Annotated in this window: 15 protein-coding genes; 1 reads left to right on the forward strand and 14 read right to left on the reverse strand. The window is 40.6% G+C overall.

Going from position 1 to position 13,456, the window contains the following annotated elements; all coding sequences use genetic code 11:
• Positions 1-2 precede the first annotated feature (2 nt).
• Positions 3-806: a 4-hydroxy-tetrahydrodipicolinate reductase gene (dapB, locus tag NCCP133_RS00545; protein ID WP_264803019.1), complete on the reverse strand. Its 804-nt coding sequence runs from the start codon at positions 804-806 to the stop codon at positions 3-5.
• A gap of 14 nt (positions 807-820) precedes the next feature.
• The gene (locus NCCP133_RS00550) at positions 821-1,153 is read right to left on the reverse strand and encodes a nucleotide pyrophosphohydrolase (protein ID WP_264803020.1); all 333 of its coding nucleotides are present in this window, start codon (positions 1,151-1,153) and stop codon (positions 821-823) included.
• A 216-nt stretch (positions 1,154-1,369) separates the two neighbouring features.
• On the opposite strand from NCCP133_RS00550, the gene NCCP133_RS00555 reads away from it, so the two are divergent.
• Positions 1,370-2,242, forward strand: coding sequence for a YitT family protein (locus tag NCCP133_RS00555; protein WP_264803021.1), 873 nt, complete (start codon positions 1,370-1,372; stop codon positions 2,240-2,242).
• Positions 2,243-2,570: 328 nt separating this feature from the next.
• Here NCCP133_RS00555 and NCCP133_RS00560 read toward each other — a convergent pair whose 3' ends face one another.
• The 12 genes from NCCP133_RS00560 to NCCP133_RS00615 all read right to left on the reverse strand — a co-directional run bounded on the left by NCCP133_RS00560 (position 2,571) and on the right by NCCP133_RS00615 (position 13,435).
• Positions 2,571-3,251: a zinc metallopeptidase gene (locus NCCP133_RS00560; protein WP_264803022.1), complete on the reverse strand. Its 681-nt coding sequence runs from the start codon at positions 3,249-3,251 to the stop codon at positions 2,571-2,573.
• Positions 3,252-3,431: 180 nt separating this feature from the next.
• Positions 3,432-4,226, reverse strand: a complete 795-nt coding sequence (ypjB, locus tag NCCP133_RS00565; RefSeq protein ID WP_264803023.1) for a sporulation protein YpjB — start codon at positions 4,224-4,226, stop codon at positions 3,432-3,434.
• Positions 4,227-4,335: 109 nt separating this feature from the next.
• On the reverse strand, positions 4,336-4,932 hold the full coding sequence (locus tag NCCP133_RS00570) for a DUF1405 domain-containing protein (RefSeq protein ID WP_264803024.1): 597 nt from the start codon (positions 4,930-4,932) through the stop codon (positions 4,336-4,338).
• Between the two features lie 109 nt (positions 4,933-5,041).
• Positions 5,042-5,809 carry a menaquinol-cytochrome c reductase cytochrome b/c subunit gene (locus NCCP133_RS00575; RefSeq protein ID WP_264803025.1) on the reverse strand — a complete coding sequence of 256 codons (768 nt, stop codon included), beginning with the start codon at positions 5,807-5,809 and terminating at the stop codon, positions 5,042-5,044.
• 130 nt (positions 5,810-5,939) lie between these two features.
• Positions 5,940-6,614 carry a menaquinol-cytochrome c reductase cytochrome b subunit gene (gene qcrB, locus NCCP133_RS00580; RefSeq protein WP_264803026.1) on the reverse strand — a complete coding sequence of 225 codons (675 nt, stop codon included), beginning with the start codon at positions 6,612-6,614 and terminating at the stop codon, positions 5,940-5,942.
• A 3-nt stretch (positions 6,615-6,617) separates the two neighbouring features.
• Positions 6,618-7,124 carry a QcrA and Rieske domain-containing protein gene (locus NCCP133_RS00585; RefSeq protein WP_264803027.1) on the reverse strand — a complete coding sequence of 169 codons (507 nt, stop codon included), beginning with the start codon at positions 7,122-7,124 and terminating at the stop codon, positions 6,618-6,620.
• Between the two features lie 149 nt (positions 7,125-7,273).
• Positions 7,274-7,738, reverse strand: coding sequence for a YpiF family protein (locus NCCP133_RS00590; protein WP_264803028.1), 465 nt, complete (start codon positions 7,736-7,738; stop codon positions 7,274-7,276).
• Between the two features lie 143 nt (positions 7,739-7,881).
• A complete protein-coding gene (locus tag NCCP133_RS00595) occupies positions 7,882-8,427 on the reverse strand; it encodes a ReoY family proteolytic degradation factor (protein WP_264803029.1) in 546 nt (181 codons plus the stop codon).
• A gap of 95 nt (positions 8,428-8,522) precedes the next feature.
• Positions 8,523-9,791 carry a tetratricopeptide repeat protein gene (locus tag NCCP133_RS00600; RefSeq protein ID WP_264803030.1) on the reverse strand — a complete coding sequence of 423 codons (1,269 nt, stop codon included), beginning with the start codon at positions 9,789-9,791 and terminating at the stop codon, positions 8,523-8,525.
• Positions 9,792-9,810: 19 nt separating this feature from the next.
• Complete coding sequence (locus NCCP133_RS00605) at positions 9,811-10,716, reverse strand: hypothetical protein (protein ID WP_264803031.1); 906 nt, start codon at positions 10,714-10,716, stop codon at positions 9,811-9,813.
• A gap of 275 nt (positions 10,717-10,991) precedes the next feature.
• Positions 10,992-12,281, reverse strand: a complete 1,290-nt coding sequence (aroA, locus tag NCCP133_RS00610; RefSeq protein ID WP_264803032.1) for a 3-phosphoshikimate 1-carboxyvinyltransferase — start codon at positions 12,279-12,281, stop codon at positions 10,992-10,994.
• Between the two features lie 47 nt (positions 12,282-12,328).
• Positions 12,329-13,435: a prephenate dehydrogenase gene (locus NCCP133_RS00615; protein WP_264803033.1), complete on the reverse strand. Its 1,107-nt coding sequence runs from the start codon at positions 13,433-13,435 to the stop codon at positions 12,329-12,331.
• Between the last annotated feature and the right edge of the window lie 21 nt (positions 13,436-13,456).

The raw sequence follows: 13,456 nt of genomic DNA on the forward strand, positions 1-13,456 counted from the left end.
TCCTACTCCATAATATTTTCAAGCCCGTATACAAGAGTGTCAATTTTCAAGACGGTATCCACCGCAAGTTTCACACCTGACATGAAAGAAGCACGGTTATATGAGTCATGGCGTACCGTTAGTGTTTGTCCCTCGGATCCAAACATGACTTGCTGATGGGCTATTAGTCCCGGCAATCTTACTGAGTGTATGTGCATGCCGTCAAAGTTGGCACCCCTGGCTCCAGTAACCGTTTCTTTTTCATTAGGATGCCCTTGCTCTTTTTTCTCTCTGACGCCGGCAATCATTTCTGCTGTTTTAACTGCTGTACCAGAAGGAGCATCTAATTTTTGATCATGATGCAATTCGATAATTTCAACATCGTTAAAGTATTTGCCTGCCATTTGTGAAAATTTCATCATTAAAACGGCACCAAGAGCAAAGTTTGGGGCAATAATGCAGCCAAGCCCTTTTTCATGGCAAAGAACCTCAAGCTCACGCAGATTTTCTTTAGTAAAACCTGTTGTACCGACAACCGGCCTAACACCGTGCTCAAGTGCCGTTTTCGTATGGTACATTCCGACTTCGGGAGTAGTCAAATCAATCAGAACATCTGGTTTCTGTTCTTGAAAGCAGATTACTATATCTGTGTAAACCGGAATTTGGTCATCTCCTGAAAACCCATCAAAATCACGAAGATATCCCCCTCCGTTCTTATGGTCAATCACAGCAACCAATTCATATTGGCGGGTTCTTTTAACAAGCTGGACAGCCTCTCTGCCCATTCTTCCCCGCGCTCCGGCTATTGCAATTTTGACTATATCCATTTTATTCTCTCCTTCTATTCCTCGATTCTTGTCCATCTGTTTTTATCGCGGGTATTAAATTTATTCATTACCCGATCATGTGCTTCCTGCAAATCGATATTTAAAGAATTTGCAAAGCAAATAAGAACAAAAAGCATATCCCCTAACTCTTCTTCGATCGCCTTTTCTTCTTCCGTTGATTTTTTAGGTTTTTCGCCATAATAATGGTTCACTTCCCTTGAAAGCTCCCCAAGTTCTTCTGTCATTCTTGCAAGCATTGCCAATGGGCTGAAATATCCTTCTTTAAATTGGCTTATGTATGTATCTACTTCTGTTTGAAGCTCTGTCATTGTTTTGTTGGTTTGCATTTATTTCACCTCAGCTTTTATAGCAGTTCAGAGTTTTTCACTTTTCATGTTAGCTAAAGCGAAGCTCCATTACAAATATTTTTAATTAAAAAGATCCCTGAAAAGCAAATTTTGTCTATTCCTATGCCTTCTTCCGATGTTATTGCTCTTATAATCTGTATCTTATATAATTAGATACGCTTTGGATTTGAGATATTTAGGTAGCGGAGGGATAATATGCTTTTTGGATTAAAATTTAAAAATATTTTCTTTATTTTGCTGGGAGCAGCCATTTTTTCATTCGGCCTTGTTCATTTTAATATGCAAAATAATTTAGCTGAGGGAGGATTCACCGGAATCACTTTGCTGCTTTACTTTCTTTTCAAGTGGGATCCTTCCTATACGAACTTGATATTAAATATACCTCTCTTTTTTATAGGCTGGAAGCTTTTAGGAAGAAATGTATTCCTATACACGATTATCGGAACAGTTGGGGTCTCCATTTTCTTGTGGATCTTTCAGCGCTATCAAATAGAAATGCCATTAAATGAAGACTTAACTCTTGCTGCTTTATTCGCGGGCGTATTTATTGGAATTGGCCTGGGGACAATTTTCAGGTACGGAGGAACGACTGGCGGAGTTGACATTATCGCCAGACTAACACATAAATACGCAGGAGTAAGCATGGGTAAAACAATGTTTATTTTTGATTTTTTCGTTATCGCACTTTCGCTTATCACTTATTTGAACTACCGGGAGGCTATGTATACTCTTGTCGCCGTTTTTGTCGGAGCTAAAGTGATTGATTTTATGCAAGAGGGTGCTTATGCTGCAAGAGGCGCCATGATTATTTCCGAATTAAACGGCGCAATTGCAGAAAAAATAATGAAAGAAATGGACAGGGGTGTCACTGTTTTAAAAGGGCACGGTTCTTTTACCAAAAAAGAAAGGGAAGTTCTTTATTGTGTGGTGGGAAAAAACGAAATTATCCGTTTGAAAAACGTTATTACATCCGTTGATCCCCATGCGTTTGTTTCGGTAACAGCCGTTCACGATGTGTTAGGCGAAGGCTTTACATTAGACGAAAACAAAAAACCTGTTGAACGCTAAACCTTTGACAATTTGCTCCTCCGTTAACATGCACCAATGACTTCCGCCATTAAACAAAGGGCAGAGTCACAATAACTTTCAATAAGGCTAATTAAAAAGATATGTTCCGAAAGATCATCTTTTCCAGAATTAAGAAAAACGCAAGGCGCCTTGCCCACGAAGGAACGCAGACTATGAACGTCACGTCCTGTGGCAACGTCTGCATGACCCCCATCCTTGGGGCCTCAAGCACAAGACGAGTGGTTAGGCGCCTGGAGCTAGACAGTTATCTAATCTCCAAAGGATATAAATTCTGATATCACAAAAAAGCCGGCACAGAGCCAGCTTTCTACTCGGATCTTGTCATTCCAGTATAAATAAAAATTAAACGAAGCAATTCCAGCACAGCGACTGCCGCAGCAGCTACATATGTTAAGGCAGCTGCGTTCAAAACCTTTTTAGTCTCCCTTTCTTCATCATTTCTGATAATACCTAAGGATACTACCTGATCCATTGCCCGATTAGAGGCATTAAACTCGACGGGCAATGTAATCACCTGGAAGACTACGGCTGCTGCCATGAAAATAATACCCAGCAGCACCATCCCGCTCATTCCTGCAAAAAAGCCGATCATAATCAAGATCCATGAAAAATTTGAACCTAGATTTGCTACTGGCACTAATGCATGGCGAAAGCGAAGAAATGCGTAATCCTGGTGATCCTGGATGGCATGCCCTACTTCGTGGGCAGCTATGGCTGCTGCTGCCACAGAATGTCCATGATAATTCGTGGCTGATAGCCTTACTGTCTTTGAACGGGGATCGTAGTGATCTGTTAAGTGTCCCCTGGTTTCTTCAACACCTACCTGGAACAAGCCATTTTCGTCCAAAATTTTTCGTGCCACTTCCGCCCCTCTCAGCTGGGTGGAAGAAGGAACTTTGGAGTATTTTCTGTAAGCACCCTTAACTTTCATTTGCGCCCAAAGCGGCACAATGATAATAATCGCAAAATATATGAGATATCCTCCCATTTTTCCACCTCCTATCTTGATGATCATGGTGTCTGCATCAGCAAAGTTTACCCTGTCAGCACTGTTTCAGGTACTATTCCTAATCATTTCCCTTATTCCCTGTCAGCAAAACGGGTATAACTTAAAACCAAGGCTGAAGCTGTGATAATTAGAAAAAGTATATGTTGAAATACTTTACAGTCAATCTTTTAGCTCCCTGGACCGATTCTTTTGTCTTGCCTTATCTCCCTTATATTTTCTCCATCCAACATAAGATAATGTAAGGATGATAATGCTTCCTGTCGAAATAATCACCCACCAGAGAGAAGGATCTGTTTCATCTTCTGTCATATCGTCAAATATGGTCTGCAAATCTGTTTCCAAAGCTTCGAGTTCCTGCTGACTGGCATACTGGGTTAGGACTTGAGGACGATAATGATCAATAAAATTGATCCGGGCATTCAATTTTTGAACCCTATCTGGGTCTACATCGATTTTCATGCTTGGATAAATAATTTCGTATAAAGACAAAAAAGCATTTAAATTAGAATGGAAGTTTTCGTTATTTCCGCTATATGCCGCTTCCTTAACATCCCCAAAAACAGCCATAATTGGCTTTTCCATTTCTGTCCATAGAGGCTGATAATTAGAAGAAATCGCATCCATAACCAGCCGGAATTTTGTTACATTATTCAGCCGCTCATCATGGCTCATCGCTGAATTCACCATAGCTTGAACAGCATCGTCATGTGAAACTGTTACGATACGCAATTCATCCATTGTAAAAGGCCTTTCATTGCCGTTAACAGCAATGAATCGATCAGAAAAATACTCCAGAAGCTTCTTTGCATCCTCGTACCGATGAAGCTTAACCATTTGCAGTGCTTCATCAGATAACTGGTCCAACTTATCTATGTGTGAGGTCTTATCTGCAAACCCTTGTCCAGGCAATAACATGAAAATAAAAACTAAGACTGCGATGAATTTTTGCCTCATTAACTTGTCCCCCCTCAAATTACTACTAGATATGTATGAAAAGGAGGACAAGGTTAGACCAGAAATTATTTCACGCAACCCTTAATATTTACCTATTTATTTTTTCTTGCTAACTTGCTAAGTCCAAGCTAAACCGTTCTTTCCTCAATACTAAATAATACGCAATGCCCAAAGAAAAGATACTCAGCCAAAACGTAAAGTAGCCAATTTGAGGGGTATATAAGTTCAAAATCGGATAGCGGGGAAGCATGAAAAAAACATAATCAATCACATCATTATGGATTGTCCATATTCCCGCTGCAACTAGATGCCATGTTTTAAACCTGTAAAATGGTGCATACAAAACGCCTTGAATAGCCATAGCTCCATGAGAAAAAATCAGCATGAGAGCAGCAGGTCCCAAATCACCTGTCACCTGGTAAACAAGCAAATTCATGACAACCGCCCAAATACCATATTTAACTAAGGTTACTATGGCCAACACTTCCATCAAAGGCCAGTTTTTACCCATCAAAAAGGCAATCAGGACAAACACAAAAAACAAGCTGGCAGTCGGACTATCCGGAACAAAGGCCAAAAATATAGGAGGTGTATCAACCAGCTGCCATTTGTACCATATATATCCGTAAATTGTGCCAGCTGTGTTAATAATCAGCAAGAGCACTAACACCGCTCTGTTTCCTAACAAAGGATAAATCCACTTCATTTTTCTTCCTCTTCTCTGTTCATGATATTTCATTATTTTACCATAATACAACTATTATAACTATGAGGCATAAAAAAGAAGCTGACAATCGTCAGCTTCTTTCAATTTATTATTTACTTTCAAGGCCGGAGATAAACTCAGCCAATTTTTGAAGTTCTTCATCAGTGCCTTTGAACATTCCTGCAGGCATAGCGCCTTTACCGTTCTTGGCAATTTCAGCAACTTCCTCAGGAGTTAACCCTGTATCAACTAGGGCTGGTGAACCTGCACCCCCCTGAAGATCTCCACCATGACAGGAAATACATCCGTTCGCTTCAAAAATCTTGTAACCTTCATCTTCTTTGTCAAATTCTACTTCAGCTACAATCTTACCTTGCTGTGCTGCAGCTTCCCAGTCATGATGTGCAACTGACTCCCATGTCAAGAAAGTAATACCGGCTAATGCCAATAGCATAAATCCAGTAGCTAATGGACGCTTAGATGGACGGCGTTCAGGTCCGCGATCAATAAATGGAGCAAGCAATAAAGCTCCGAATGCTAGTCCAGGAATAATGAACGCCCCAATAGCATTATAAGGTCCTGATGCATAGCTATACTTTAGGAGCTGGTATAGGAATAAGAAATACCAGTCAGGCAGCGGAATATAAGCTGTATCACTTGGATCAGCAATTTTTTCTAATGGCGGCTGATGTGCAATTGTTAAGCTGAGGAAACCAATAAGGAAAACAGCTCCTACCATCCATTCCTTTAATAAGAAGTTTGGCCAGAACGCTTCCGTTTTACCTGGATATTCCGAATAGTCTTTCGGGATATTCGGTTTACGTTCAGCAGGTACACGCGAGTCACCTACGAATTTCATACCTTTACCACGATGCATTGGGCGATTTCCCCTCCTTTTTGAATATTTCGGCAATGTTTCAGTTTAGAATTTTAAAATAGCATTGCTTCTCTGTCGCAAGATTTTTGATCTTGCTGCCGTCTGAGCGGTCGCTCTGCTTTTAATCATCCTACAATGGCCCGGAAATACCTTGTTTACGGATCATAATAAAGTGAGCAGCCATTAACCCGAACAGTGCAGCCGGAAGGAAGAATACATGGATCGCAAAGAAACGGGTAATAGTTTGTGCGCCGACAATATCAGAATCTCCGGCAATAAGTATTTTCAGATATTCTCCAATCAATGGAGTAGATTCTACAATCTGGATTGTTACCTTTGATGCGAAAAGAGCTTTCATATCCCAAGGCAATAAGTAACCAGTCAGTCCAAGTGCCAGCATAATAAAGAAAATTAGCACTCCAACAATCCAGTTTAATTCACGGGGCTTCTTATAAGCTCCCTGGAAGAAAACACGTAACGTATGTAGGAACATCATTACGATTACCAAACTCGCTCCCCAGTGATGCATTCCACGGACAATTTGGCCGAATGCAACATGGTTTTGAAGATAATACACGGATTCCCATGCATTTTTGATATCCGGAACATAGTACATTGTCAGGAACATACCGGATAAGATTTGAATTACTGTAACGAAAAACGTCAGACCGCCAAAACAATAAACAAACGCAGAGAAATGATGCGCAGGGTTTACATGCTCAGGTACTTCATGATCTGCAATATCCCGCCAGATGGGCGTAATATCTAAACGCTCATCTACCCAATCATAAATTTTGTTTAACAATGATTACGCCTCCTTTCGCGGTTCAGCTTTGCCTAAATACAAAAAGCCGTCTTTTTCTGTGTAAGGAAATACATCAAGTGCTGCAATCGGCGGTGTACCTGGAACGTTAGTCCCATCCTTTGTATAAAGGCCGCCGTGGCAAGGGCAGTAGAAATGATCAGGATTTGATTTGTCAGTATTCCAGTCAACTGTGCATCCTAAATGCTTACAAACTGGAGACAATGCCACTACCTCACCCTTCTCATCCTTATAAACCCACGCAGTGCCGGTAACTTCGGATGTGTACCATGCATCCTGCTGTTCAAAAGTGTAATCAACCCTTGTTGGCTTTTCAGTAATTTCTGCCACTTTTTGCTTTGTTGGGATAAAATCACTCTCACCAGCTGTCTGCAATATAGGATCGACCGCAAAACGGACCATCGGCATCAGCATGCCAGCTGCCATGAAACCGCCTACACCAGTAAGTGTATAGTTTAGGAATTGACGTCTAGAAACTCGATTTTTGCTCATACTTTTCCCCCCTCTATTATGAAGTTAAGTCCAACGGACAAAATTCAACACAATATAAAACTAGGACATAACAATGATATATCAATCTTTATGTAAGGTCAATATAATCCTTTGGCGAAAAATGTGAATAGAGTGACTTAAAATTCCCACTATTCACTACTTTGCCATTTTTGCACAAATAAATTCAAAAGCTGCTTCACCTGATCTTCCACAATAGAATTCTTATAGTTATTATCCATGTGCTCTAAAGGCAAGGATGGCAGCCAGATAACACCTCCCTCCAGCCGTTCTTCCAGACCTTTCCATAAGCTGTCGGCAGTAAGATGGAAAATATGCTTGAATCCTTGTTCTTTAAGCTCCTTTTCCCATTCGTTTATGACGCTGATAAGCTTGGGTTCTGGAGTTGCCTTCAAATAAGCATACCCCGGCAGCATAATCAGTCGCCCTCTAAATTGCCGTTCGAGCTGAACGCTAAGAAGAGATATAAATTCAGTCATTGCGACAGACTGTTTAATATCATCTCGGAATGATACTGGAAGGAGCGGCATCACAACCGTATCCACATATTGTTTTTCTTTCAGGAACATATCAATGTCCTGGGAAATCCATTTCATTTAATTCACTCCATTATATAAATTTACCTATTAAATATATCACTATTCATCGAACGGCTACAAATCTGAAAATCTAAGCATGCGGTGCTGGCTCATTAACATTTGCAAAAAAAATAAAAGCCCTGCTTTTGAAAAAGCAAGGCTTAGATCGTTTCCAATTTATTCAGCTGCTGAGTCAGCATTCTAAAAGCTGTTTTATCTTGATTATCCAATGCTTCATCAATTAACTCAAGAAGCTTCTCTCTTCTAAACTTCTCCAGGCTTTCAGTCAGGAATCTTTCAGCAATAAGACGGTCCTTGTCACTGATCTGCAGGCTTTTTGGCATAAATGGATTTTCTTCCATGACGGCCGCATACTGATGCGCTTTGTTCGAAGCGTGGAAATTTAATTGAATGAATATTTCTTCATCACGGTTTAACCGGATATCATGGAACGATTTTTCAGCATCTGTAGTCATTACATTTTCTTTGTAAAAACGGAATGGAACTTCATCCACACAATGAGTAGACATGATTAAGCCGCGCGGGCAATATTGTGCCTGCTCAACAAAATGCACTTTCTTCATCAGCTGGTCATGGCTCATCAAATAATTAAGAATCCAAACGCATTCCCTTCTTTTTAGCTGATAGTGATTTAAAAACCAGCGTATAAAATCTTTCTTCTCGTTGACAGATACAGGGGTCGCCATTTTTGATTCCCTCCTCTGCTTACAAACTAATTTGGTCTAACTGAATCTCGAATAAGGATGTCTTTCACAGAAGCAATCTCCTGCAGCTTCCTTAATTACGCAAGAAAATCATCTGTAAGTCTTTGCAGAACGTTCAAATACTCTTCATTGCCTGGTTCTAGTTTGATTAATGTATTAAAAATTTCGGCAGCCTCGTTTCTTTTTCCTTCTTCAATTAAAAAATAACCGTAATCGGAAAGGAAATCCGGCTGCTGCTTAAAGAAAGTATATGCAAGCTGGTATTTGTTTAATGCCTCTGAATATTCTTCTTTATTTTGATAGGCAACAGCTGCATCCCACAATAACTGCGGCTCTTCTTCAATCATCTCATTCATCATATTTGCAATTTCTATGACTTCATCATATCTTTCCTGCTGAAGGAGGAGTTTATTTAGCGTAATCGCAGCCTGTATATATTCAGGATCCAGTACAAGAGCTTGTCTAAACATATCCTCAGCCTCTTTTTCATCACCATTCTTCAGGGCTAGCTTCCCTCCATAGAAGAATAACTCTTTATTGAATTCATCCTGCTTAATTCCTTCTTTAATAGTCTCCAGACCTTTTGAGGACTCTTCTTCCCGTTCGTGCGCCTTTGCAAGATACAAATATAAGGAATGATATTCAGGGTCGAGCTCCTTTAACTCGGTAAACTTTTCGATGGCTGTGCGGTTATAGCCAGCTTGCAGGGCTGTAAAAGCATAGCTGAAGAGTGTATTAATCTCTAATTTATCCTCAAGTGCTTTTTCGTAGTACGGAAGTGCTTCTTCAAAAGCGCCGCCAGCACTAAGGACATCCGCCAGCCTTTGATTAACATTCATACCGGCTATGATTTCCTCTTTTTCTAAAACTCGTTTATAAACACGGATGGCTTCAAGAAATTTCCCCTGTTCGGCATATAGCTCTCCCAGAGCAAAATCGATAATTACCTCATCCGGCAATATAGCTTTTGCATTTAGCAGTTTTTGTTCACTTACCTCAAATAATCCTTCCATTTGATAAAGATCAGCCAGCAGCAGCAGCGACTGCGGATAGCTTGGATCCTTCTTATTTATTCCTTCCAGGACCAGAATCGCTTCCTCCTCATTCCCCAGATCTATATGCGTTTCAGCTAAAAGAACCAGGAGCTCACCCTCTTCAGGATAGGCTTCCAAAAGGCGTTCATACAGAGATCTTGCTTCCTCAAGGAAACCATACTGAAAGAGTTCCTCCGCAAGGAGAAACCTCTCTTCATGAGAACCGCCAATCAAAATTTGCTGGTAATTCTCCAATGCTTCTTCATGTTGACCGTTTTCTAATAGAGTAATGATTTTATTTACTTTATCCATAATGAATTCCTTTCGAATGCTAGTCCGCCAGTTTAAAATAAGCCGGTGTATTGATTTTGACATGCTCGCCATAACCCGGGTAAAAAACAATTTCTTGTCCCGCTCGGATTACTTTTCCTTTTTGGACTGTTACAGCCAGTTTATCTCTATGATAATGAAACAACTCGGATTCTTCAATGGGTATGCCTTCGCCGGACTTTACATACAAATTATAAGTTAATTCCCCGCCCTGCTGAATCATGCCTTTTACCGGAAAGATCCCTGCTTTGGAGAGGATCGCACGGGATAATGGTTCATGTTCTTTTATTTCTTCTGTTATGGATGGAATTTTCTGTTCCTTCATAAATCTTTCCCATACTTTTTTTATTCTGCTTTTCTCTTTCCCATTCCTGCTTAAAAAAATGGGGGATATCAGGCAATTATACGGAAACATGGATTCTCGCACCCATCCCCAGGGAACGTGCTCCAGTTCCTCTGCATCAGTAACTTCCACGAATACTACAGGCACACACTCTCTCTTGCATTTTCTCATAAAAGATGGAGTCAGCAGCCGAACAGGAATTCTTACTCCAATAATATAATCGATCGGACTGCTTAACAAACGTGCCTTAAGCCCTTTAATATCACTTCTTAACGAGTATTCATGTTTAACTGCAGCTGCTGTAAGAAAAGCTGCACATCCTTTGAAGAGGAACTCCTTTATAAAATAGTCCTTTAATTCAGAAAAAGGCTTTTCCACAGGAATCGCGGTGTCCAAAACCACAGATCCTGCAGCCATTATATATGGATTTGCATCCATTTTCATAAATTGAAATCTTTTTAATTCCGGCTGCATTAATGTTATTTCATTGTTTTTTACCAGAAGAGATACTATTTTAAGCTTGTCTTCCTTCAAAATATTTGCATTTTCAATGATATATGCCATAAAACCACCCTCTAAAACGGTCTTATGACAAGCTATGCTATTTTAACGAAATTATGACTAATCAATAGAAAAAGAGCTGCTGAAAAGCAGCTCTTTTTTGCTTACCACCCAATTTTCAATGCTCTGTTTAAATAGTCTGTTGATTTCAGCACGCAGCACATGCTTTCTGAACTACCCGCGGTTGGCGCTGCTCCTCAGCGTATTTGCAAGATTCGGGGTTACCTTTTGACTGGCAATCAAAATAGCCCTATAGAGAGTGTAAGTTAATGCCAGCCCTATTTTTGCAGACTTTCGAAATGTTCAAAGAAAGAAGGATAAGAAACTGATATAGCTTCTTTATGGGTTAAATGTACATCACCGCTGGAAATGGCTGCTGCAACCGCAAGCATCATGCCTATTCGATGGTCACCATGGCTTGACACTTTACCTCCTGTAAGAGAAGATTTCCCGCGGATAATCATTCCATCTTCCGTTGCAGCAATATCAGCACCCAGCTTATACAGTTCATTGACTACCGTATCAATCCGATTTGTTTCCTTTACCTTAAGTTCCTCAGCATCTTTAATGATTGTTTCTCCTTCTGCCTGTGTAGCCAACAGTGCTATAACAGGAATTTCATCAATAAGGCGCGGAATGAGGTCCCCTTCAATAACTGTTCCCTTAAGAGATGATGATCTTATAGTAATGTCTCCAGCAGGCTCCTCTGATTCATTTTCATATGGGTCAATACTTATATCAGCACCCATTCTCTGCATCACGTCTATAATTCCTGTTCTGGTAGGGTTTAAGCCTACATTTTTTAAATGTATTTCACTTTCTGGGACTATCGCTCCTGCAACAAGGAAAAATGCAGCTGAAGAAATATCACCCGGCACATGGACTTCAGTACCTTTCAACGTCTGGCCGCCCTGAATGCGAATGGAATGTCCGTCTATCTCAATTTCCCCGCCAAACTGTCTTATCATTCTTTCTGTATGATCACGAGTCTTTATAGGCTCAATGATTTGCGTTTCTCCCTTTGCCTGCAAGCCTGCAAATAACAATGAGGACTTAACCTGTGCACTTGCAACCGGGAGCTCATAGGTTATCGATGAAAGTTGCTCTCCCTTCACTGCAAGGGGGGTATACTCTGCATTTTTCCTTCCGTTTATTTGAGCTCCGAACAATCTAAGCGGCCTGGTTACTCTTGTCATTGGCCTATTCCCGATGGATTCGTCGCCAATAAGCACCGAATGGAATGGTCGGCCAGCGAGGATTCCCATTAACAGCCGAATAGTTGTGCCAGAATTTCCAACATCCAATATATCTTTTGGTTCCTTCAGGCCTTCCATGCCCGTTCCACTCACTGTTACATGGTCGCCTTCCTGTTCAATGGAAACTCCTAGCTTGCGGAAACAGGCAATGGTGCTTAAACAATCTTCCCCCAATAGAAAATTGGTTACCCTTGTCTGCCCTTCAGCAATCGCTCCAAACATGATTGAGCGATGTGATATCGATTTATCACCAGGTACAGCTACTCCTCCTTTTAACCCATGTATATTTGTTTTTAGTTTTGAAGAATTCATCTAATCACCCTTTTAATGGTTTAATAACTTGTCACCTTCCGCTTCCTTTACAGGCCAATCGTTGTTTCATAGCTAGAATATTTCTCTATGCAATTAATTGCCCGTTCTCGGTCCGCTTCCGTCTGAAAACTTATGACCAAAATCCCGTATATTTCTTCTCTCGTTTCCAGGATCCTTATATTTGTAATACTGATTTCTTCCTCCGCCAAATACCCGGTAATTTCGGAAATTACACCCGGGTAGTCAGGTACCTCTACAAAAAGATCATAAAATGCTGGGATAGCACCTTTTTCTTTTTGCGGCAATTCATCCCTGAACCTTTTAGCCTGAGAAAAATACTCATATATCCCAGCGCTGTTTCCTTCATCAAGCAAGGTTTTAACTTTCTCCATTTCATTCAGCCATTCTTCCATCAACTGAAGAAGCACATTTTTATTTTGTAGCAAAATGTCCCTCCACATGGCAGGACTGCTGGAAGCAATCCTTGTAATGTCCCTGAAACCGCCAGCAGCAAGCCTTGGAATAAGCATTTGTGTACGGCTTGTGATTTCTGCCTGATGAACCAGGGAAGCAGCAACAATGTGAGGAAAATGACTGACAATCCCTGTAACGTAATCATGCTCTTCAGGAGAAATTGTTAAAAACTTTGCTTTCGTTCCCGAAAGCCATTTTTTTAGCTTTTCTATGTCCGAAGCTGAAATATGGTCATCAGGAGTAAGCAGATAAAAGGCATTTTCAAACAATAGTGACTTAGCTGCCGTTACACCGCTCTTGTGGGACCCTGCCATCGGGTGTCCGCCAATAAATGTAATTCCTCTACTTTTGAGAGTCCTGGCAAAAGCCACAATTTCCTTTTTAGTGCTGCCCGCATCCGATATGATAACATCTTCCTTTAAATTGCAATCTTTTAAGATATGTATGATTCTTTCTGTTTCCTGAACAGGTGCTGCTATTAAAATCAGGTCGGCTTCTGAAGCTCCCTCTACAATTCCAGGAACAATTTCATCCACAATACCAAGCATTCCTGCCAGACGGGATTGCTCATGATTTATATCGAAGCCAATTATGATCGACTCACTGTGGCTTCTTTTTATAGATAATGCCAGAGATCCCCCAATAAGCCCTAGACCTATTATAAAGACTTTTCCTCTCATCCCCTCACCGCCTTTTAAAAA

The sequence above is a fragment of the Cytobacillus sp. NCCP-133 genome (assembly GCF_026011715.1).
Taxonomy (GTDB): domain Bacteria; phylum Bacillota; class Bacilli; order Bacillales; family Cytobacillaceae; genus Cytobacillus.

What these genes read in the sequence shown, in the direction of transcription:
- dapB (WP_264803019.1), bottom strand. Translation starts at nt 806, where the DNA reads ATGGATATAGTCAAAATTGCAATAGCCGGAGCGCGGGGAAGAATGGGC.
- NCCP133_RS00550 (WP_264803020.1), bottom strand. Translation starts at nt 1,153, where the DNA reads ATGCAAACCAACAAAACAATGACAGAGCTTCAAACAGAAGTAGATACA.
- NCCP133_RS00555 (WP_264803021.1), top strand. Translation starts at nt 1,370, where the DNA reads ATGCTTTTTGGATTAAAATTTAAAAATATTTTCTTTATTTTGCTGGGA.
- NCCP133_RS00560 (WP_264803022.1), bottom strand. Translation starts at nt 3,251, where the DNA reads ATGGGAGGATATCTCATATATTTTGCGATTATTATCATTGTGCCGCTT.
- ypjB (WP_264803023.1), bottom strand. Translation starts at nt 4,226, where the DNA reads ATGAGGCAAAAATTCATCGCAGTCTTAGTTTTTATTTTCATGTTATTG.
- NCCP133_RS00570 (WP_264803024.1), bottom strand. Translation starts at nt 4,932, where the DNA reads ATGAAGTGGATTTATCCTTTGTTAGGAAACAGAGCGGTGTTAGTGCTC.
- NCCP133_RS00575 (WP_264803025.1), bottom strand. Translation starts at nt 5,809, where the DNA reads ATGCATCGTGGTAAAGGTATGAAATTCGTAGGTGACTCGCGTGTACCT.
- NCCP133_RS00585 (WP_264803027.1), bottom strand. Translation starts at nt 7,124, where the DNA reads ATGAGCAAAAATCGAGTTTCTAGACGTCAATTCCTAAACTATACACTT.
- NCCP133_RS00590 (WP_264803028.1), bottom strand. Translation starts at nt 7,738, where the DNA reads ATGAAATGGATTTCCCAGGACATTGATATGTTCCTGAAAGAAAAACAA.
- NCCP133_RS00595 (WP_264803029.1), bottom strand. Translation starts at nt 8,427, where the DNA reads ATGGCGACCCCTGTATCTGTCAACGAGAAGAAAGATTTTATACGCTGG.
- NCCP133_RS00600 (WP_264803030.1), bottom strand. Translation starts at nt 9,791, where the DNA reads ATGGATAAAGTAAATAAAATCATTACTCTATTAGAAAACGGTCAACAT.
- NCCP133_RS00605 (WP_264803031.1), bottom strand. Translation starts at nt 10,716, where the DNA reads ATGGCATATATCATTGAAAATGCAAATATTTTGAAGGAAGACAAGCTT.
- aroA (WP_264803032.1), bottom strand. Translation starts at nt 12,281, where the DNA reads ATGAATTCTTCAAAACTAAAAACAAATATACATGGGTTAAAAGGAGGA.
- NCCP133_RS00615 (WP_264803033.1), bottom strand. Translation starts at nt 13,435, where the DNA reads ATGAGAGGAAAAGTCTTTATAATAGGTCTAGGGCTTATTGGGGGATCT.